The organism is Petrotoga olearia DSM 13574, assembly GCF_002895525.1.
Taxonomy (GTDB): domain Bacteria; phylum Thermotogota; class Thermotogae; order Petrotogales; family Petrotogaceae; genus Petrotoga; species Petrotoga olearia.
Window position 1 is genome coordinate 104,696 of the sequence record NZ_AZRL01000016.1, and the last position, 21,730, is coordinate 126,425.

At 33.2% G+C, this 21,730-nt stretch carries 17 protein-coding genes and 1 tRNA gene; 11 read left to right on the plus strand and 7 right to left on the minus strand.

Going from position 1 to position 21,730, the window contains the following annotated elements; all coding sequences use genetic code 11:
• Nucleotides 1-222: 222 nt before the first annotated feature.
• On the minus strand, nucleotides 223-948 hold the full coding sequence (locus X929_RS06000; RefSeq protein WP_103067128.1) for a CPBP family intramembrane glutamic endopeptidase: 726 nt from the start codon (nucleotides 946-948) through the stop codon (nucleotides 223-225).
• A gap of 166 nt (nucleotides 949-1,114) precedes the next feature.
• Between X929_RS06000 and X929_RS06005 the strand changes: the two genes are divergently transcribed.
• The 5 genes from X929_RS06005 to X929_RS06025 all read left to right on the plus strand — a co-directional run bounded on the left by X929_RS06005 (nucleotide 1,115) and on the right by X929_RS06025 (nucleotide 7,434).
• A complete protein-coding gene (locus X929_RS06005; protein WP_103067129.1) occupies nucleotides 1,115-2,404 on the plus strand; it encodes an ArsB/NhaD family transporter in 1,290 nt (429 codons plus the stop codon).
• A 136-nt stretch (nucleotides 2,405-2,540) separates the two neighbouring features.
• Entirely contained in the window at nucleotides 2,541-3,698 is a 1,158-nt protein-coding gene (locus X929_RS06010; RefSeq protein ID WP_103067130.1) for an amidohydrolase, read from the plus strand.
• A gap of 145 nt (nucleotides 3,699-3,843) precedes the next feature.
• Nucleotides 3,844-4,893, plus strand: a complete 1,050-nt coding sequence (gene tdh / locus X929_RS06015) for an L-threonine 3-dehydrogenase (protein WP_103067131.1) — start codon at nucleotides 3,844-3,846, stop codon at nucleotides 4,891-4,893.
• 2 nt (nucleotides 4,894-4,895) lie between these two features.
• Nucleotides 4,896-6,077: a glycine C-acetyltransferase gene (locus X929_RS06020; protein ID WP_103067132.1), complete on the plus strand. Its 1,182-nt coding sequence runs from the start codon at nucleotides 4,896-4,898 to the stop codon at nucleotides 6,075-6,077.
• Nucleotides 6,078-6,288: 211 nt separating this feature from the next.
• Nucleotides 6,289-7,434: an NHL repeat-containing protein gene (locus X929_RS06025; RefSeq protein WP_103067133.1), complete on the plus strand. Its 1,146-nt coding sequence runs from the start codon at nucleotides 6,289-6,291 to the stop codon at nucleotides 7,432-7,434.
• Between the two features lie 45 nt (nucleotides 7,435-7,479).
• On the opposite strand, the gene mnmG is transcribed toward X929_RS06025, so the two are convergent.
• The 4 genes from mnmG to X929_RS06045 all read right to left on the minus strand — a co-directional run bounded on the left by mnmG (nucleotide 7,480) and on the right by X929_RS06045 (nucleotide 12,257).
• Nucleotides 7,480-9,357, minus strand: a complete 1,878-nt coding sequence (gene mnmG / locus X929_RS06030; protein ID WP_103067134.1) for a tRNA uridine-5-carboxymethylaminomethyl(34) synthesis enzyme MnmG — start codon at nucleotides 9,355-9,357, stop codon at nucleotides 7,480-7,482.
• A 111-nt stretch (nucleotides 9,358-9,468) separates the two neighbouring features.
• On the minus strand, nucleotides 9,469-10,560 hold the full coding sequence (gene nagA / locus X929_RS06035; protein ID WP_103067135.1) for an N-acetylglucosamine-6-phosphate deacetylase: 1,092 nt from the start codon (nucleotides 10,558-10,560) through the stop codon (nucleotides 9,469-9,471).
• A 7-nt stretch (nucleotides 10,561-10,567) separates the two neighbouring features.
• Nucleotides 10,568-11,494: an SIS domain-containing protein gene (locus tag X929_RS06040; RefSeq protein WP_103067136.1), complete on the minus strand. Its 927-nt coding sequence runs from the start codon at nucleotides 11,492-11,494 to the stop codon at nucleotides 10,568-10,570.
• Between the two features lie 37 nt (nucleotides 11,495-11,531).
• A complete protein-coding gene (locus tag X929_RS06045) occupies nucleotides 11,532-12,257 on the minus strand; it encodes a GntR family transcriptional regulator (RefSeq protein WP_103067137.1) in 726 nt (241 codons plus the stop codon).
• A 169-nt stretch (nucleotides 12,258-12,426) separates the two neighbouring features.
• Here X929_RS06045 and X929_RS06050 point away from each other — a divergent pair, with 169 nt between their 5' ends.
• Nucleotides 12,427-12,765 carry a phenylpyruvate tautomerase MIF-related protein gene (locus X929_RS06050; protein ID WP_103067138.1) on the plus strand — a complete coding sequence of 113 codons (339 nt, stop codon included), beginning with the start codon at nucleotides 12,427-12,429 and terminating at the stop codon, nucleotides 12,763-12,765.
• 74 nt (nucleotides 12,766-12,839) lie between these two features.
• On the plus strand, nucleotides 12,840-13,532 hold the full coding sequence (locus X929_RS06055; RefSeq protein WP_103067139.1) for a P-loop NTPase family protein: 693 nt from the start codon (nucleotides 12,840-12,842) through the stop codon (nucleotides 13,530-13,532).
• 66 nt (nucleotides 13,533-13,598) lie between these two features.
• On the opposite strand, the gene X929_RS06060 is transcribed toward X929_RS06055, so the two are convergent.
• Nucleotides 13,599-13,673 (minus strand) — tRNA-Val (locus tag X929_RS06060).
• A 158-nt stretch (nucleotides 13,674-13,831) separates the two neighbouring features.
• On the minus strand, nucleotides 13,832-15,103 hold the full coding sequence (locus tag X929_RS06065) for an MFS transporter (protein ID WP_103067140.1): 1,272 nt from the start codon (nucleotides 15,101-15,103) through the stop codon (nucleotides 13,832-13,834).
• Between the two features lie 674 nt (nucleotides 15,104-15,777).
• Here X929_RS06065 and X929_RS06070 point away from each other — a divergent pair.
• From X929_RS06070 to X929_RS06085, 4 genes are all read left to right on the plus strand, one after another.
• On the plus strand, nucleotides 15,778-17,505 hold the full coding sequence (locus tag X929_RS06070; protein WP_103067141.1) for a hypothetical protein: 1,728 nt from the start codon (nucleotides 15,778-15,780) through the stop codon (nucleotides 17,503-17,505).
• A gap of 209 nt (nucleotides 17,506-17,714) precedes the next feature.
• The gene (iadA, locus tag X929_RS06075) at nucleotides 17,715-18,845 is read left to right on the plus strand and encodes a beta-aspartyl-peptidase (protein ID WP_103067142.1); all 1,131 of its coding nucleotides are present in this window, start codon (nucleotides 17,715-17,717) and stop codon (nucleotides 18,843-18,845) included.
• Nucleotides 18,846-18,974: 129 nt separating this feature from the next.
• Nucleotides 18,975-19,283 (plus strand): enolase C-terminal domain-like protein, encoded by a 309-nt coding sequence (locus tag X929_RS06080; protein WP_103067143.1) that lies wholly within the window; start codon nucleotides 18,975-18,977, stop codon nucleotides 19,281-19,283.
• 487 nt (nucleotides 19,284-19,770) lie between these two features.
• Nucleotides 19,771-21,624, plus strand: a complete 1,854-nt coding sequence (locus tag X929_RS06085; protein WP_103067144.1) for an ABC transporter substrate-binding protein — start codon at nucleotides 19,771-19,773, stop codon at nucleotides 21,622-21,624.
• Nucleotides 21,625-21,730 lie beyond the last annotated feature (106 nt).

Sequence of the window (21,730 nt, forward strand, 5' to 3'; positions counted from 1 at the left end):
CTCATCTTTAGAAACTTATAAATTTGTCTTAGCACCTCTTCGCTCCGCTCTCTACCCTTATTTTTGTCTATTATAGTTTATTCTTTTCATTAAAATTATACAACCAAAGAATCGAATATGTCAAGACTTTTTTAAAAAAATGTTCTTTTTTATTTTTAGCTATAATAGAAGATCATATGTATACTAAATCTAAACATAATAAAATATTTAATCACTTGTTATCTAAGAGTGATAATTATTTATGAATCTTCTCTTTAAAATAATTAAGTAAGTGATAGTAAGTCCATCTGAGAGGGTATGTATTATAATGGGATAGATCAAGCTATTTGTAATTTGAAAGGTGTATCCCAAAATTAATCCCATTATGATTCTTCCCGGTAAAAGACTTATAAATTGTTTTATATTTTCTCTGCCAAAGAAAAGGTTGTTGAAGTGGGCTAAAACAAAAAATATAGTTGCTATGATCGTTGCAAATTCAATAGAAAAAATTGAACCCTGTAGAATCATTCTTAAATTTCCTTGGATAAAGCCTCTAAAAAACAATTCTTCTGCTGGCCCCACGACTAACCAAACATGTAATAATATAATTTTGTTATTTTTGAAATTTCCGTAAGGAATATTCATGAGATCAGAATAAGACATCTTCCTCATGCTAACTATTGATCCCAATATTAAAATAAAGGAAATTAGAACCATAAAAAATCCTTTTTTTAAATGCCCTACTTGAAATCCTGCTTGTTGGAAGTTTATTGTTGAAAGATAAATGAGAAAGATTGAAATGGCGATACTGAATATTCCTAAAATTAAATTCCCCAAGTAAACACCTTTTCTTTTTAAAAGAAATCTACTAATCGTATAAATAAGCAAATAATAGAGAATAATTAAAACGATAAATTTTATAAAAATCATTTCTTCACCAACCTTTATATCTTCTATACAATTATACAACAGAAGACTGATTAACGTCCATCACTGTATTAAACGCCTGCAATGTGAATTACAAGGAAATTTATATATATTTGACTTTGCCTTTTTTTTAAACTATAATTAGTTGGGGAAACTAAATTCCCTAAAAAATACGTAAAAAAGTATGACTGCCTTTCGGAGGAATTATATGTCAATATATGCTATAACATCTTTAATAGTCTTCATAATAGTTGTTTTAGGAATGGTTTTTCAGAAAATAGATAGAACTCTTATTGCTATGTTGGGGGCTATATTTCTATTAGGCGCAGGTGTGTTCTCCGATCAAATTGGTGCTATAAAAGAGTATGTAGATTTTAACACTCTCTTATTGTTGCTAGGAATGATGGTGTTTGTGGAAACTTTAAGAAAGACTGGTATATTTACATTTCTAGGCCTCTCGATGTTAAAATTGTTTGGGAACAATACATACACCTTATTCATTTCTTTAATCTTTTTGGTTGCTTTATTTTCCGGATTTATTGACAACGTTACAACTATTTTAGTTTTTATTCCAATGACTTTTGCTATTACTGACTCATTGAAAATTAATTATTTACCGTTTATTTTAGGGGAAATTTTTGCATCCAATATTGGAGGCATGGCAACAATAATTGGAGATCCTCCTAATATTATGATTGCCTCTGCGGCAGGTTATTCTTTCACAGAGTTTGCGCTTATTATGTATCCTATCACAATAGTTAATTTAATATTCGTCATTATCTTATTGATATACTTCTTCAAAAAAGATTTATCAATTAAAATAGATAAAGAAGCGGTTAAAAATTTTGATGTATCTCACATTGTAGAAAATAAAAAAGAATTCATTTTGTCAATTTTTTTGTTTGGCGCAGTTATAGTAGCTTTTGCTTTACAGCATGAACTTAATTTAGAAAGTTCAACTGTAGCTTTAGCTGCAGGTTTTTTCTCGTTGTTTATTCTTAGGCCAGAAGATTTGAAAGATACATTATCCAAGGTTGAATGGGAAAATATTTTATTTTTCTTCGCTTTATTTTTAATAGCAGGAGCACTTGAAGAAACTGGTATAATTAGTATTTTTTCTAACATTTTGGTCGATTTTACTGGTAATTCTTTACTTATTTTTAGTTTTTCTATTCTAGTAATATCTTCTTTCTTTACTGGTTTCATGAATAATGTCCCTTTAACAGCTGCAATGATACCTGTCATTGAAAAATTAACTATTTCTGAGTCTTCCATTTTTACTAATTTTGATCCTATTTGGTATTCGTTATCTTTAGGAGCTTGTTTAGGAGGGAATTTAACTCCTATAGCTGCTTCAGCAAATGTTATAGCGTTAGGTTTTTTAACACAATTTAAAGGGAAAACAATTTCATTTTGGGAATTTGCAAAATATGGTTTAATAATAGTATTGGGGAATATTTTAATTTCAGCAATATATATAAATTTCGTTTTTTTCTAATTAAAAAATGGGTGCGGAGCGGGATGAATGGGCCCGGCTTTCTTTCCTTAGAGGGTGGGGAGCGGGGCGAAGGGGCGCTAAAGAAGCTTTCTAAAGGCATTAGCAAAAGAATAATACTTAAAGGAGGAATATTTTTATGAAAACACTTTTATTGAAAAACGGATACATTTATCCTATTTCCAGAGAACCTTTTGTTGGAGATATTTTGATAGAAGATGGTACAATCAAGCAAATAGGGAAAGATCTACAAGTTAAAGCAGACGAGGTGATAGATGCAACAAACAAGTATATCTTTCCAGGATTTATCGATGCTCATTCCCATATTGGCCTGTTTGAAGAAGGTGTTGGAGCAGCTTACCAAGATGGAAATGAAGCGACAGACCCTGTTACCCCACAAGTTAGGGCGATTGATGCCTTTTATCCTGAAGATGCTGCAATAAAGAGAGCTCTATCTGGAGGCGTTACAACAGTTATGATCGTACCAGGTAGTGCAAACCCCATTGGAGGACAAGGCGCTATAGTTAAATTAAATTCTCAAATAACCGATGAAGCAATTTTAAGAGAACCAGCTGGTCTTAAAATGGCTTTAGGAGAAAATCCTAAAAGAGTCTATGGTTCTACCAATAAAACTCCTTCTACTAGGTTAGGGAATGCGGCAATAATTAGAGATTATTTTACAAAAGTTAGAAACTATATTGAAAAGAAGAAATCAGCAGAAAAAGAAGGGAAGCCTTTCACTGAGACTGATATTAAATTTGAAATTGGTGAGAAAGTTCTAAATAAGCAAATTCCAGCGAGAATTCATGCACACAGAAAAGACGATATTTTAACGGCGATAAGGTTATCTGAAGAATTTGGATTTGATCTTGTTATTGAACATGCTACAGAGGCTTATAAAATTCCTGATTTTATTAAAGAAAAAAATATTCCATTGATTTTGGGCCCTCTACTGGGTTTTAGAACAAAGTTGGAAACAAGGGATATGCGGTTTGAGTCGATAAAAATTATTAATCAGAAGGGTATCTTGGCAGCGTTGATGTGTGATCATCCAGTAACACATTTAGAACACGCTTCAATACAAGCAGCTACTGCTTTAAGGTATGGAGCCAAAGAAGAAAATTTGCTAAAAATGTTAACAATAAATCCAGCGAAAATCTTAAAGGTAGAAAAGCAGTTAGGAACGATTGATGAAAGCAAGGACGCGGATTTGGTATTGTGGAGCGGTCATCCTTTTGATCCCAGAAGCGTGGTAGAAAAGACATTTATAAATGGAAAGGTAGTCTATGAATTATAAAGTTACTTGCTAATTTTGTTTTAATTGACCATAATCACCTATTATTGTCAATTTTTGACTATAAATTACTCTCCTGAGGTTTGAAAAAAATTTCATGATGAGTTAAACTATATATAGTAGTCATTTCTTTAAGGAGAGTGAAAAAATGAAGGCTATTGTGAAATCTAAACCAGGAAAAGGGTTATCCCTAGTGGAAATTGAAGAACCTACCTTGCAGTCTCCACACGATGTAAAGATCAAAATTTTGAAAGTGTCTATATGTGGGACCGATGTGCATATTTATGAGTGGAATGATTGGGCAAAAGATCGTATTAAGCGTTTCCCACAAATCGATGGACATGAATTTGTAGGAAGAGTAATCGAAGTGGGAAGTGAGGTTAAAAACGTTAAATCTGGAGATTTAGTAGTTTCAGACAGTCATATACCTTGTGGTTATTGTCATCAATGTAGAACAGGTAATATGCATGTATGCCAGAATTTAGAAATTTTGGGAGTGGACAGAGACGGAATCTTTTCTGAATACACAGTTCTTCCAGATAAAGTTTTGATAAAAATAGACGAAAGTATACCTTTAAAATATGCGTCTGTAATGGAGCCTTTAGGAAATGCGATTTTTACGACAACCGCAACTGATCTAAGAGGTAAGGTAGTTTTGATTACTGGTGCGGGACCTATTGGCGCTATGGCGATAGAAATTGCTAAATTATCTGGAGCAGCTTATGTTGTAGTAAGTGAACCTTCTGATTATAGGATCAATATGGCAAAATCTTTAGGAGCCGATTTAGTTATAAATCCAAAGGAGAAGTCTCTAGTTGATGAAGTGTTAAAAATAACCTCTGGATTGCGAGCAGATGTCTTTCTTGAGATGTCAGGAAATGAAAACGCTTTGAATGATGGCATAAAGTCCTTAAAAAACACAGGAGTGGCATCTATATTAGGGGTTTATCCTGAAAGTAAGGTAAAGTTCGAAATGAATACCGCTGTTTTTAAAAATCTAACTATTCACACCATTACCGGAAGAAAGATGTTTGAAACGTGGTATATGGCAATAAACTGGTTGAAATATCATAAATTGGATTTAAGTAAAATCGTAACCCATGAATTTGACTTTGAAAACTTTGAAGAAGCTTTTGAATTGATGGCGAGTGGGAAAAGTGGTAAGATTGTTTTAAACGTTGCCAAAGAGGAGGTTTGATTATGGATTTTTATAATCAATTGGAAGAAGATTTGAAAAAGCGTGAAGATGCTGGTTTACGTATCACTATAAGAACACTTGAAAGTGCACAGGGAGCTTGGATCAATATTAATGGTAAAAAGGTTTTAAATATGTGTTCTAACAATTATTTGGGTTTGGCAAACAATGAAAGATTAAAAGAAGCCGCTATTAATGCAATTAAAAGTTGGGGTGTAGGCCCAGGAGCGGTTAGAACAATAGCTGGCACTATGAAGATTCATGAAGAATTAGAAGAAAAATTAGCTGAATTTAAAAAAGTAGAGGCAACTCTTGTTGTTCAATCTGGATTCAACGCAAATCAAGCAGTCATTCCCACTATAACAAACGAAGAAGATGGCATTTTATCAGATGAACTTAACCACGCTAGCATAATAGACGGGGTTAGATTATCAAAGGCAAAAAGATATATTTGGAAACATAAAGATTTAAACTCCTTGGAAGATCAACTGGTTAAGGCTCAAAAGGATAATTGTAGAAGAAAATTAATTATAACTGACGGTGTTTTTAGTATGGATGGAGATATTGCACCTCTTCCAGGAATTGTTGAATTAGCTAAAAAATATGATGCTTTAGTAATGGTGGACGATGCTCATGGAGAAGGAGTACTAGGGGAAAACGGTAGAGGAATAGCTGATCATTTCAATTTAACAGACGAAGTGGATATAGAAATTGGAACTTTATCGAAAGCCTTTGGCGTGGTAGGCGGATTTATAGCGGGTAAAAAAGTATTAATTGATTATTTGAAGCAACAAGCAAGACCATTTCTATTCTCTAGTTCTTTGTCTCCAGCAGAAACTGCTGCAGCTTTAGAAGCGACAAAAATACTTCATGAATCTGACGATTTAGTAAAAAAGCTGTGGGATAAGGCTAAATATTTTCAAAGTATGATAAAAGAAATGGGCTATGATATCGGAGGCACTGAAACTCCTATAACCCCTGTGATGATATATGATGAAAAGAAAACAAAAGAATTTAGCTCAAAACTATATGAAGAAGATATTTTTGCATCAAGTATAGTTTATCCAACCGTTCCAAAAGGTAAAGCGAGAATAAGAGTAATGATAAGCGCATTACACAGTAAAGAAGACTTAGACTTTGCTTTAAACAAGTTTGAAAAAATAGGTAAAAGTTTTGGTATTCTATAAATAAATTGTTGTGTAATTTTTAATTTTTATGATATAATAAAAAAGAATGAGTTTTCCGTAATTTTCATTCAGGGGGAAGGGGCGCTAAAATAGTTAGAATGTAATCAACATTGACGAAGGTAATTTTATATTTTTAAATCTAAAAATCTGATTTAAAGAGAGTTTTAGAAATTTTAAAGACAGTAATTATATAAAGATAGGAGGGATTGTGGTGAAATCAAAAATTGTATTGGTATTAGTGTTAACAGTATCTCTTTTTACGATGGCTTCTTTAACCCTTGATTGGGGAAGAGTATATACACTTAAGGGATCTCAGGAAATCTTCGATGTAAAATCTACAGATGACGGTGTGTACCTCTTTGGATACACCAACGAAAAAGGATTCAACGAAGATATATTAATTTTGAAATTTGATCAAAAAGGCAATGTCGTTTATGAAAACAAGTTAGGTGGAAATTACAACGATTGGGCAAATCAGGGAATTCTAACTTCAGATGGAGATTTCCTCGTAGTGGGAACGTCGGGCTCTTATGGTAGTGATTCAGATTTTTATGTAAGTAAAATTGGTAAAAACAAATTTTCTACTAATATTAGTAAACTCGGTAATGACAAAGGTACCGCTGTTGTAGAAGTAAATGATGGTTATGTTGTAGTAGGCTATGGTTCCGATCCTGATACATTGAACATGCGAGGTAAAATGGTAAAACTGAATAAAGATGGGAAGGTAGTATTTGAAAAATGGCTTCCTTATTTCGTTCCAGGTTCTGACACGAAACCTTTGAGTATTCAGAAAACTTCAGACGGTAACTTCATCATTGCAGGCACGGTAGTAGAACTATTTGAAAATAGAACCAAGTTCTATTTGGCTAAGGTTGATCCTAATGGAGAAGAAATCTGGACAAAAGTTTTTGCTCCAAGAGATTATGCTAGAGGGTTCGATGTTAAAGAAGTACCCGGAGGATACGTAGCGGTTGGTTATGAAGGTTCATGGAAGACAAAATGGTCAGATATCTATGTTGTAAAAGTTAACCCCGATGGAAATATTTTGTGGGAAAGTTTTTATGGAGATGTTGAAAGTGATCACGGTTATTCAGTTGCCGTCGGTCCAAATGGGAATATATACGTTGCAGGTTATATTACAACACTGAATGGTGACAAAGATTTTGCTTTACTTGAATACGATAATAACGGTAATTTGCTGAGTGAAAAATCTCTTGGTGGGTATGGAGAAGATGTTGCTTATGCCCTTGATATTGATAATAACGGGAACCTTTATGTTTCTGGCTATTCTGAATCAGCAGATCTAGGTGCCGATGCTCAGAAAGATGTCTTTATTTTAAAATATAATATAAAATAAATTTTTAAACCGCCCCTGGTCCTATTGGGGCGGTTTTCATTTAAACTACCTTATTTTGTCTTTTTGTTTCAAATAAATTTTTAAGTTTATGGCATCTGCTGGATTTATGCCAGGTATTCTGAGAAGTTGCCCAAAAGTTTCTGGACGAATATTTTTTAATTTTTCTTTCGCTTCGTAGGCTAAATTATTGATTTCGTCAAAATTTATATCTTTCGGAATCTTTTCTTTTTCAAGCTCTTTCATTTTATAGATCTCTTCTTGCATTCTTTTAAAATATCCGTTATATTTAAAATGGATGTCTATTTGTTCTATAACTTCATTATCCTCGATTGCTTCTTCATCTAAATGTTTCAAATCAGCATAAGATATTTCGCTTCTTTTGAGTAATTCACTCATGTGAACAGGTTGAGTGATCTTTGAAGAGCTTTTTGATAACAGAATATTGTTAACTTGATTAGGTGATACTTTAATTTGTTCCAGCCTCTCAATTTGTTGATTTATTAGATATTCTAATCTGTTAAGCTGATCGTATTGTTCTCTACTCAATAAACCATATTTATATCCATATTTATACAACCTTAAATGAGCATTATCATGTCTGAGCAACAACCTGTATTCAGCTCTAGAAGTTAACAGTCTGTATGGTTCATCTACACCTTTTGTGATAATGTCGTCGATAAGAACACCAAGATAAGCCTCTGATCTGTCAAGAATAAAAGGTTCTTCTTCCCTAATTTTTAGAGCAGCATTAATTCCCGCCATAAGCCCTTGACCCGCGGCTTCTTCATAACCGCTTGTACCATTAATCTGGCCAGCTAAGAATAATCCCTCTATTTTTTTTGTTTCAAGGTTGTGTTTTAATTGAATTGGATTAACAAAATCGTATTCAACGGCATACGCGGGCCTTTCAATTATAGCGTTTTCTAAACCAGGTATGGTTTTCAAAATCTCAATCTGTGCTTCAAAAGGCAAGCTGGTACTCAAACCATTTAAATAGATCTCTTTAGAGTGCTTAGATTCTGGTTCAAGGAAAAATTGATGGGAATCTTTATTGAATTTCATAACTTTATCTTCGATTGAAGGGCAATACCTAGGACCTTTAGTCTGGATTAATTTCACATCTCCATACAAAGGTGAAAAAGCAATATATCTTCTAATAACTTCATGGGTCTTACTGTTGGTTCTACCCAGATAACAAGGATAATCCTTCGATAATACTTTTGGTTTACTCCAATAGGAAAAAGACAGAGGTTCGTCTGCTGTCTCTTGAATATCAAACTTAGAAAAATCGATAGAGTCTTTTCTTAACCTGGCAGGTGTGCCGGTTTTAAATCTTGATACTTCTAAACCTTCTTTAATTAAAGAATATGTCAATGAGTTTGCAGGAAGCTCCCCTATTCTTCCAGCTTCAAAGGTGTTCCTACCAACGAAAATTTTGCCTCTCAAAAATGTTCCTGTAGTTAAAATGATAGCTTTAGCAAAGTATTTCATTCCTAATTCTGTTTCTAACCCGATCACTTTACCGTTTTCTACTAAAATACTTTTCGCTATTCCATGTCTCAAAATTAGATTTTCTGTGGTTTCTAAGATTTCTTTCATTTTTTGTGAGTAATCGTATTTATCAATTTGAGCTCTTAAAGCCCTTACAGCAATTCCTTTGCTTGTATTGAGCATTCGGATGTTGATCATTGTTTCATCTGTTACCTTTGCTTGTACTCCTCCTAAAGCGTCTATTTCTCTAGTAACAACACCTTTTGCGGGCCCTCCTATAGCGGGATTACACGGAGCCCACCCTAAGGTATCTAAATTTATATTCAATATTAAAGTATTCATTCCCATTTTAGCAGAGGCTAAAGCAGCTTCAATTCCCGCATGGCCTGCTCCTACAACGATAACATCAAAACTATTTGCTCTGTTTTCCAAAAACGATACCTCCATTTTTTACACTTTCTTAATAAACTCTAAAACTCTCTTTAGCGCCCCTTCACCCCGCAGCCCAATTTTTTTATTATGTTTTATTATAGCACGTAATGTTTAAAATACCTTTTCTCCTTCGAAAATGGTTTCTTTTACATTGAGCTCCTTGTCTAAAATAACAAGGTTTGCGTAATAACCAACTTCAATCCTTCCCCTATCGTATATATGTAGTTCTTGAAGTGCGTTATACGAGGATACCTTTGCAAGTTCTTGTAAAGAACAATTGGTGAATTTTTTAAAATTTTTCACACCTTCGTTGAAAAGTAGGGTGCTCCCAGCGATTGTTCCATCACTAAGTCTTGCTTCGTTGTTTTTAACCGTTACTGGTAAGCCACCCAATTCGTATTCACCGTCTGGTAACCCCGCTGCAGCCATAGAGTCGGTTATCAATATAATTTTTTCTGCTCCTTTTATTTTATATACCAACCTCACAAACTCAGGAGAGAGATGAATCCCATCACATATCATTTCTATATTAAAATCAAAATAAAACCCAGAACCTGTTCCTCCAATGTTTCTATGATGTAGGGGTGTTAATGCGTTTGAAAAATGAGTGATTCTGTTGATTCCTGATTCGAAAGCTTTTTTGAAGATATCAAAATTTGCTGAAGTATGGCCTAATGATATTACTATATTTTTTTCTTTAAGATAATTTATTGCTTTATAAAAACCATTAACTTCGGGTGCCATGGTTATTAATTTCACTTTATCGTTAATTATCTCTTTTAGTTCCTCCAAAGAAGGATTTCTTATATATTGAGGGTTCTGTGCTCCTTTTTTTTCTTTGTTTATGTAAGGACCTTCCAAATGAATTCCCTCGATTGAATAATTCACATCTTCTATATTATCCAATACTTTTAAGATCTGTTCTTTAGAGGCTGATACAGTTGATGGCAAAAAAGTAGTTACACCATATGAAAAATTATTTTTTGCCCAACTTTTGAAATCCTCTTTTGTTGCATGCATAGTATCTATACCTTTTTGTGCATGAGTGTGGGGATCTACAAAACCAGGCATAATGATGGTATTAAACTCTTCATAATCATAATCTTTTTTTATTACTTCAGAAATCTTTTTGCCTTTTATTTCGATATCTCCAGTATATTCACCATTTACAGGATCAACAATTAACACTTTTTCTAATTTCATATTTATCTCACCCCTCTAATTTGACAGATTTCGAAAGATTCTTGGGTGAATCTGGATTGTATCCCATTTGTATGGCCTTTTTGTAGCCTAAATATTGTATGGGTATAAGCCTTAGAGGAGCTTCAAATCCTTTCATATCTGGAATTTCCACTTGTTCATTAGAAGAAATTACTAGGACCTTTCCCCCCAACTTTTCTATATCATCTTTCAATTTTTTCTCTTCTTTCGTACCTTTTGAATTTAAGACAACTAAAGTTTTTTCGGTGAGCCTTGATATAGGACCGTGTCTGTACTCTAAAGGCTCATGGTATTCAACATATTGTAAAGCCATTTCTTGGAGTTTTAGAGCGCCTTCTTTTGAAATACCATAGTTTTCATCGTATCCAAGAAACACAAAATGTTCATACTTTTCTAAAGTCAAGTGGTCAATAATCTTTTCGGAATCTTCTAAGATTTTCTCACTGTAATTATAATAATCATTTTTTACTATACCGTTTAGCAACATTGCCAGTATAAAAACAAAAGAACCGGTCATAACAACACTTTTTTCTTCAGCAAAATCTAAAGTTATATTTTCTTCACATTGTTGAGTAATTGAAGAATTCTTAGAAGACGTTATTCCTATGGTTTTCATACCTTTCTGTCTCAATTTTTTTGCGGCCTGGATAGTTTCGGTTGATTCACCGGTTCTGGTTATTAAAATTGCAACGTCACTGTCAGGAATATCATCAAAAAGCATAATATGTCCACCGGTAAGTACTTTTGCTTTATACCCATTTTTGTTCAATATTTCTTTCATTATAAATCCAATGTTATATGAAGAGCCACACCCAACAAAAAGATATTTTTTCTCTTTTGAAAAAGAAAAATCAAACTCATTTAATTTATTTAAGAGATTTGGTACCCTTTTTATTTCATCCAAAGTATAGTGCACTTACATACTACCTCCTCAGAATTATTTTTATTGGTTTTTATGCCTTTCTGACTATCTTGAATTTATACTTATCCCCTCTGTAAACTGATTTAACGTATTCAATACACTTTTTATCTTCTATATAGGTATATCTTGTTCTCAAAGCAGCAATAGATCCTTCATTTTGAGATAAATATTTCGCTTGTTCTTTGTTTAAAGTTGTTACCTCAAGAGTTTCAACTGCATGAGTGAATCTTATACCGTATTCGTTAGTTAGTATACTATATAAAGATTCTTTTGACATATCCCTTTCTATTATGTTCAATACCCTTATATCTGCATTAGGATTTAAGTATGCTGTTTCGATTGCATAAGGATCTTCATCTAAAAATCTAATTCTTTTTAATAGTACTACCCTTCCATCCTTTGGAACTTTGAACTCTTCAACTAACTCAGCAGGAATTTCTATTAGCCTGTTTTCCAATACAATGGATTTTGTTTTATGACCTTGCTTTGCTGCTTCATCAGTAAAACCTGTAAGCCTGGTTAATTCTTCTTCTTGCTTTTTCCCTGTATAAAAAGTACCTTGTCCTCTTTTTCTTGTTAGTAAACCTTCTTTTGAGAGCTCTTCCAAGGCTCTTCTTACGGTCAAACGAGAAACTCCATATTTATCGCATATCTCGTTTTCTGTTAACAACTTATCCCCTTTTTTATAATCTTCCTCTAATTCTCTTTTTAAGTCCAGATAAAGTTTATAATAGAGCGGAATAGGGGCTTCTTCCATTTTAATCTCACTCCTTCCTAATCAGTATATTCCAATTATATAATAGTTATAACAATAAGTCAAATTGAAGATTGATTTTTCTAAATTAGATGTGCTAAAATATTTAAGGTGCTAAAGCATTTTTAGAGTTTCTAAATAGAGTATAATTTAAGTTGAGGGAGGCTAAAAAATGCCATATTTAAAGGTAACTACAAATAAAAAGATAGATAACAAAGAAGAGTTGACACGCATTCTTACAAAGGAAGTTGCTAAAGCCCTTGGTAAAGCTGAAACCTATTTTATGGTTAGTTTAGAAGATACCGCATATATCCACTTTCAAGGAAGCTCAGAATTGGCTGCTTTTGTTGAATTAAGAAGCATAGGTTTGCCTGAGTCACAAACCAAATCTCTCTCTAAGATGCTCTGCCAATTGCTAGAGCAACAATTGGATATACCAAAAGATCGTGTGTATGTAAACTTCTTAGATATTAAAAATACGATGTGGGGTTGGAAAGGGGATACATTTTAGTTTTGCTAAAAAATATCCCACAAATATGTAATAGACCAATACTTTAAAAAATTTGATAGTTGGGAGCGGGCGCCATGTACAAAGACGAATTAGAAATGCTTGTAAAATTTTTAAGAGAAGACCTGTTAAAAGAAGAAAACCAGAAAAAACTTCAAGAACTTGTTTTTAGCAAAATTAAAAGAAAAGAAGATTTTCAGTCAACAAACGAATTGCTCAAAACACTAGAAAGTTATGATTTAAGAGACTTTTTATATTCAAAACTTTTAGAAAGTTATTTTTCCATTTTCAATATTATTTACGAAAAAGGAAGCCTAAAATACGGAGACGAAAATTACAAAGCTACCATAGATAACGAAACTTTCGACTCTCTTATTGAACTAATGGATGAATCAGAAATAAATGGAGAAATTCTTTTTTACCTGCTTTCTGACGATTTAAAAAAGAGAGTAGAAATTATGCATCAATTGATAAGCGGAAGATCGAGAAAAGAATGGAACGAAGAAGAACTAAAAAGTTTTGTGAAAAACTTAAAACCACTAACTACAAGGTTTCTTGAATTATTGATCGAAAAAGGAAAGATGAAGTCTGAAGAGATCAAAGCAACCTTAGAACTTAAAAACAAAAAATCGGTTTCCGCCCTGGTAAGCGCTATAATCAGAAACGCCCCGAACGATAAAGAAAAATTAATTTTTAAAGATAATGAGTACATATGTATTAATGAGAAGTATAGAAATAAAATTTTTGAAATCACAAATAATAAAAAATAATAGCAGGATGAACTTCATCCTGCTTTTTTAGCAATATATATGAGAAAAGTTAAAATTGAATAAGAATGGTGGGTGCGGTAGGGATTGAACCTACGGCCTCTTCCGCGTCAAGGAAGCGCTCTCCCACTGAGCTACGCACCCTTTTTCTAATCGTATAAAGTATAACATATTTTTTTAACTATGTCAATAAAAGAGGGCTCCTTGTCAAATATGGTTGATGGAATAGTCAAGGGTTCACGCTGTATTCCATAAAAGCATTAAATCACAATTGAAAAAATGATTTTATCAAGAATCGACTTTCACACTTCTTCAGTAAAAGGTTTGGGATTAAACGTTTCTTCTGGTGCAATTCTTAAAAATAGGATAATTACAATAACTGATACTATGCTTGCAAACAGTGTAATTTGATATCCCCTCATTAAATCTAAAAGAATACCATATATCTGCGCACCAACAGGTATAGCTCCTCGAGCAACCAACTCCACAACCGTAAAAACACGAGATCTTACGTTGGTTGGTGTCATTTTTTGCATGTTGGTATCAATAGGTATATTTATAAAGGCATTGCTCACGCCTATTATCATAAGATTTATGTACAAAATTATTAAGAAGGTCCATGATGCACCTCCGAATCTGGTAACGATGGTAGGAAAAAATAAACCTGAAATGATGAATAAAATAATTGCCTCTACTGTTAAACCGAGTGTCACCGATTTTTTCGGATTATTCTTAGAAAAAATAGTACCAATTAAAATACTGCCAATTAGTATCCCCACGGTAAAAGAAGATTGGGTGATTCCATACTGTTCGCTCGTAAATCCAATTTCTTGCCTTAATACATAAGGGAGCACAATAGTAAGAATCGGTGCCAATAAAAAATTGACAACCAATGCAAATAAAAGCAGTTCTTTCAAACCCTTTCTTCCTCTTATAAAAATTAAGCCTTCTTTGATGTCTGAAAACATAGATTTAAAAGATATTTTTTGCTTACTTTCAAAATGTGGTACGTAAGTAATAAACATTTCGCTTATAGCAGAAACAACGAAAGAAATTCCATTTATAAGAAACACAACTTTTATTCCACCAAATCCATATATGATTCCTCCAAGGATTGGTCCTATAATATTAGAAATACTATTTATTGAAGAATTTATCGAATTAGCTTTTGTGAGGAAATCAATAGGTACCAAGTCTGGAAGCATCGCATTGGTTGAACCTCCAAAAAAACTGTCTAATATAGAAATAAATACTTGGGCAGTGAAGATAAAGGTGATGCTCATCCAACCTTGATAGGCTGAATATGCCATAAAAAGTATAATTATACCTCGTAAATAATCCAAATTCACCATAATTTTCTTTCGATTTCTTCGATCTCCTAAAACCCCTGCTATCGGTGAAAAAATTAATCCTGGAAGCATGCTTAAAAGGCTAAATGTACCCATAAGCGTCCCAGAACCTGTAAGATCAAGAATATAAAGCGGTAAAGCAATCAGTTGTATGCCAGTTCCTATTAAAGATACAAGCCTACCTGCAGAATATAGCAAAAAGTTTCTTTTTTGCTCATTTGTCATGGAATTTCCTCCTGTTTTAATCTTGTTATAGTATCTTTATTTTATATTTAGCGCCCTTTTGCCCCGCAGCCCAATCCACAATCTACAAGAAAATAATTATTATAATTTTAACATATATTTTTAGGTGGTTCAAACTCGTTTAAGCTCCTTGTCAAATATGGATTACTGTCCTATTTTATGATTGTTTTTCATAAAAATTCTTTAATTCAAATTACTTTTCAAAAAGCATTTTGGATAATTACTCAATGTTTTAGTTCTTGTTTTTCCCCTTAATTTACTTTGCCTTTCGTTAAGAGTTGCTTTGACCTACTTCTGAAATGGGTACTATTCTTTTAATTTAAAATTAATATCTCAAATAATCCAATCCCTCATTTTAATCATACCCTTTTCCATATGATTTTCAAGTGTTTTTTTAATTGGTTTCAAATATGTATTGATAAAGTATTACGGAGATTACTCAAAAAAAACTTATGTTAAAATTATTTACGATGATTCTTATCGGATATAATGCATTTGTCTTTCTTTTGGGTATTATAAGAGGGTTATGATATAATAAAATTTAGAATAAAATATAGAAGCTTCAAGAGTTCTTAACATTCTAAAGGAAGGGGTTTTTGAAGTAAATTTTATTTTATATTTTTGTTGCTATTGGGTAAAGAAAAAGGGGTTGAGAAATGAACATTAAACTACTGGATAAAATTGTGAATAAAGGACAGTTCATAAGACCAATTTTGAATTATGTTGTTCATTACTTAGAAAGTGATAGATCAGATAAAAATAAACACATCGTCAATTACATAAACGTTTTGAAATTAAAATGGGATGTTAAATACGATGAAGCCCTTGAGATAATAGATGAAGAGTTACAGGAGTTGAAAAAAGGTGGTTTGTATTGTCTAATTTTAGTTGAAAAGATAGGTATTTTGGTCAATCTTTCTAGAAATGAAGAAATTAAAGAAGTATTCAATCAATTGAAGGAAGAATTCGAAAAATTTCCTAAGTATTTAAGAGGAATAGTTGTTGAGAATTTAAAGAATGTTCGTGAATTAAATTTTGAAGAAAAAGATTTGCAAACTATTAGAGTTTGGAGTGAAAGTTATGAAAATGCTCCTGCCACCAAAGGTTTCATATTACTATCAAAAGCAAGAGGGAAAAAGAACGAAGAAAGATACGAAGAAGCAGTTTGTTTGAACGTTGAAGCATTTAAGGTTTTAAAAACCATTCCACATCCTTCTGGTATGGTGCAAGCTTTAAATAATATATCTTGGTGGTTGAAAGATGCAAACAAAGAAAAGGCTTTAGCTTTTACTTTTCCATTGGGATTCTACCTTGGTTACTATTTCGATGATAATAACTTTAAAGTTTTCAATTCCCTCGATACTATGTTTCAAGTACAGAAGAATAACAACGATCCTTTGGTTTATGAATCTGCCTTTATCTTTTCAAAGTGTTTATCTCAACTAAATAAAGTGGAAGGTGAATCGATAAAGAATACTTTTAAAGATATCATTAACCAATTAAAGTACTTTGTATTCAATTTGGATAACAACCAACACAGAAGTACACCAAAACTGAGAGATTTCATAAGGAAAGAGCTAGGAAAAGAAAAGATACCCATAGACTCAATGAACGTTTCTGAAAGAACGTTGAAAGAGTTTTTATCTGCAAAGACAAAGCACATTCAACCAAATACCTTGAGAAACATATTAGATGCTCTTGAGTTTGAAATAGATACATCCACACCTATATGTATAATCAAAGAATTGAAAAAGAAGGATATAGATAAGAAGTTTGAGGTAAACCTTGAAAAGTTTAAAAACCTTCCAAAAGAAAGACAAGTATCAGAACTCTTTACATCTTACCTCGTTCATTACTACAAAGAAGAGATCAATCTAAAAAAGATAATTAAAGAGATACAAGATGACAGTTTAATTGAGGAAAGATGTGATTACTACAAGAAAGAGTTAATAAACTCTATCTTTGAAAGAAATCAAAGGAAAGATTTTGATTCTTTACTAACAAACGTTCAAAAACCAAAAATCTACACAAACAAAAATATAACCTTCAACGAACATCCTTTTTATTTGGGAAGGAAAGATGCTGTAAAAAGGTTTATAAAAGACTTAAATAAAAAGAACTTAAAAGAGTTCATGGAAAATTACATTGGCCTTGATACAAGACAAAAAAAGACGATAGAAAAGTTCGTAATGAATTACGGTAGGTACTATGATTTAAAGGTAAAGAATATACCCAAAGAATTCACACCGAAAGTACCAAAAGAGATTGATCCATTCGTGAAAAAATACACGTTGAAAAGAAAGCCTTCTGCTGTTTCTTTTTATGTTTTTGAAGGGGAAGAGAGAGAAGAGTTGGTGGAAATAGTCAAGGCTTTTGGAATTTAGAGGTCCTATCTTTTGAAATGTAGAATTCTAACAATTTCCATAACCTATTTTGGGTTATATTAGACTTTTTAGTCAACACGACACCGTCATGGAGTTGTTTTAGTCTTATGTTCATATTTCGCTTTTTCTACCCATACTTTTTGGAAGAGAACCGAAAGTATTGATAGTATGTACAAAAGTTAATAAATTTGTATAGGAGATGAAAAATTTTGCTTACCCTCATAAAGAATGCAACGGTTTACTCACCGAAACCTTTAGGGAAAAAAGATATATTAATTGGTGGAGAAAAAATCTTAGAATTAGTCGATTCGATAGAATTAAATTCTAATCTTAAAGTTGAGATTATCGACGCGGAAGATTATCTTGTAGTTCCAGGTTTTATAGACTCGCACGTTCATATAATAGGGGGAGGAGGAGAAGGGGGATACACCACAAGGACGCCAGAGATATCTATTTCCAAGATAGTAAGTTCTGGAATTACTACCTTAGTAGGTGTTTTGGGAACGGACAACGCAACTCGTAATATGCAAAACTTAATCGCAAAAGCAAAAGCATTAAAACAAGAAGGAGTAAGCTGCTATGCGTATACAGGTTCTTATCATCTACCTATAAAAACTTTTAGCGGCAGAATCATAGACGATTTAGTTTTCATTGAAGAAATAATAGGTGTTGGAGAGGTGGCAATTTCAGACCATAGAGGTTCCCAACCAACTTTAGAAGAGTTGATAAGATTGACTTCAGAGGCTCGAGTGGGTGGAATTTTATCAAAAAAGGCGGGCATTGTAAATATCCATGTTGGGAGAGGGGAAAAATTAATTCAGATATTGATAGATGTTGTTGAAAATTCAGAATTACCAATCACACAGTTCCTTCCAACTCACATGAACAAGGGAGAAAAAGCTCTTAAAACATGTAAAGATTTTATAGAACTGGGCGGAAGGATAGATTTCACAACTAGTTCATCAAAAAAGAAAGACAAAGACGATCCATCAAAACCATCTAAAGCCTTAAAACTTTTGCTGGATGATGGAGCAAATATTGACAATATATCTTTCTCATCCGATGGGCAGGGGAGTTTACCACAATTCGATGACAAAGGAAATTATTTAGGTTTGGCAGTTGCAGATGTAGCTACACTCTTTGAAGAGGTTAAGGATTGTGTAATACAAGAAGATGTCCCTTTAGAAGAAGCTTTAAAGGTGATAACCGTGAATCCTGCAAATTTTCTTAAATTAGAAAACAAAGGGCAAATAAAAGAAAACTTTGATGCCGATATAGTGTTCTTAGATAAAAGTAATCTGGAAATAAAAAAGGTTATGGCAAAGGGTCGTACTATTTAAAAAATCTTATGGAGGACAGAAAAATGAAAATAACAGATTTAAGATCTGAAAAAATCAAAATTAAACTCAAAAAACCTTTTGTTATTTCGCGAGGAGCAACGGAGTATTGGGATTGGTACGCCACAAGAAATGGCAAATGAAGCAAAAGAAAGTGTCGATAGAGGGTTTAACATATTAAAAATCAAAACCGGTATTGATCTTAAAAACGACGTCGAAGCTATCAGGCTCATAAGAAAAAATGCAGGAGATAACGTAAGATTGAAAATAGATGCCAATCAAGGGTGGAATATACACGATACTTTAACTGCGGGAGCGAGTTTAGTTGCAGCCCAATTTCCACACATCCGAATGGCCGCCTCAGATTGTTTTTACCCCTTTATTAAAAGACTTGGCAAGAGAGATAGTAAAAGACGAAAAGAATCAGTTAAAAAAGGCTAGAAAGATCTATGATTACATAACCCAAAGCGTGATATATTCTTATCTCAGACCTTACGTTCCAAGCATTTCTTAAGGTTGGATCCTTACGATAATCAAATTGGCGAAGCAGAATATCTCGATAAAGCTATAGATAGAGATGATTTTGAAACTATTATGGAAATAATCGAAATACATGAAATTTAAGTTGTCAAGGTTATTGAAAAAAATTTCATATTTTAATTATTCTGGTAATATTTGCTTTTAATTGGTCTTAATCGTTTATAATTCTTTCAAACAGACCCTAATCGGACTTGATATAAATCTTATTTTATGGAATACTATTAATCAGATGATTTACTTTAAACTTTCAAAATAAAAAGCATTTCTATAAATTAAAATTTATTACTTGTGTATTAAGATGAAATGTGATAAAATATAAAAGGAAATTGTTTGGGGAAGTATTGTTAGAGTGTACAAATTCTAATAAATCTGCAAAGGAGGTAGAGGTATGAAAAAGTTTTTTATTATTCTTATGGTTACTTTACTGGGTGTTTTTGCCTTTACTCAGGTTAAAAACCCTGATATGATCTTCGATGCAACACTAAGTGAGCCAGACACCTTGGATCCACACCATGCTTACGACACTTCCAGTGGTGAAGTTATTTTCAACGTCTATGACAACTTGATAGCATACGATGGTGAGAGCTTGTCTGAGTTTGTCCCTATGCTTTCAACGGTTGTACCTTCAGTTGAAAATGGTTATTTGAGAGATGGTGGAACAACATATGTCTTCCCAATAAGAGAAGGTGTGAAATTCCACAACGGTAACGATTTAACAGCTGAAGATGTCGAATACACTTTCGAAAGAGCACTATTGTACAACCCTCCTGGAGGACCAGTATGGATGTACTTAGATCCTATGTTTGGTGTCTTCAGTATTAGAACGTTGGTAGAAGATTATGTAGGTGCTTCATGGGATAATATATTTGATAGTAATATGAATCCAACATCTCCTGAATACGAAGAAGCATTAGTTAATTTCTATTATGACGTAATAGATCCAGCAGTAGAAGTTCAAGGTAACGAAGTTCATGTTCATTTGGCAAGGCCTTTCGCCCCATTTTTGAATGTAATTGCTTCTGGAAGTGGTTGGGGTGCAATATTAGATAAAGAATATTCTGTAGAAATAGGCATATGGGATGGAAATGCCGAAGGTTGGTGGAAGTATCACGGATGGACAAAAGAGCAGTCGCCATACTTTGACCATGCTATGGGAACAGGTCCGTATAAATTGGTTGGTTGGGATCATGCTCAACAAAGGGTAACGCTCGAACGATTCGACGATTACTGGAGAGGTCCTGCCCCAATAAGAAGAGTGATCATTCAAGGTATAGATGAGTGGTCAACGAGAAGGGCCATGCTTGAAACAGGCGATGCAGACATAGCTTATGTTCCTGCTCAATATTTGGATGTTGTGCTTTCTATGGATGGTTTAACTGTTATCCCTGGTACACCTGAGGTTTCAATCACATCTTTAGGGTTCAACTGGCAAGTTGATCCCGAGTCCCCATACATTGGTTCTGGTCAATTGGATGGAAACGGCATACCACCTAATTTCTTTGAGGATCATAATGTTAGATTAGGTTTTGCATATGCCTTTGATTATGATGGTATGATAAATGAAGTTTTGAACGGTTTGGGTGAAAAAGTTCCTACCGCTTTGCCAACTGGATTTTTAGGATTCGATGAAAATCTTCCAACATATGAATTGGACCTCCAAAAGGCTGAAAATTACTTCAAACGTGCTTATAGAGGGAGATTATGGCAAACTGGTTTCAAAATGTCTATTCTGTACAATACAGGTAACGATGCAAGAAGAGTATCCGCAGAAATATTGAGGGATAATTTGGCAAAGATAAATCCTAGATTCCAAGTTGAAGTTAGAGGGGTTCAATGGCCAACTTACTTAGATGAAAGAGAAAATATGATGCTTCCAGTTTACATCATAGGTTGGGTAGCAGATTTTCCTGATCCACATAACTTTATTTTCACCTATTATCATAGTGAAGGTGATTACGGAGGGTACTACGGAGATAATTTTGCGGAATTTGCAAGCTTGCCAAGGCCAGAATTTGGTGGGAAATCACTGAACAAAATGATAGAAGATGCTGCTGTTGAAGCTGACCCTGCTAAAAGAGAACAAATGTATATAGATATTCAAGATTTTGTCATTGATTACGCACTTGTTTTACCTCTTTATCAACCTCAAGGGTTGAGGGTTCATCGCTCTTGGTTAAAAGGATGGATAGATAATCCAATTTGGCCTGGTGATTATTATTATGACTACACTAAAGTAGAGTAGTAATTCTGTTAAGATATTGTAAAAAGAAAGTTCTTTGTAGTAGAATGTAGAGAGAGGGGACATCCCCTCTCTTTTTAAGTGATTACTTATTAAGTATATTTAATCG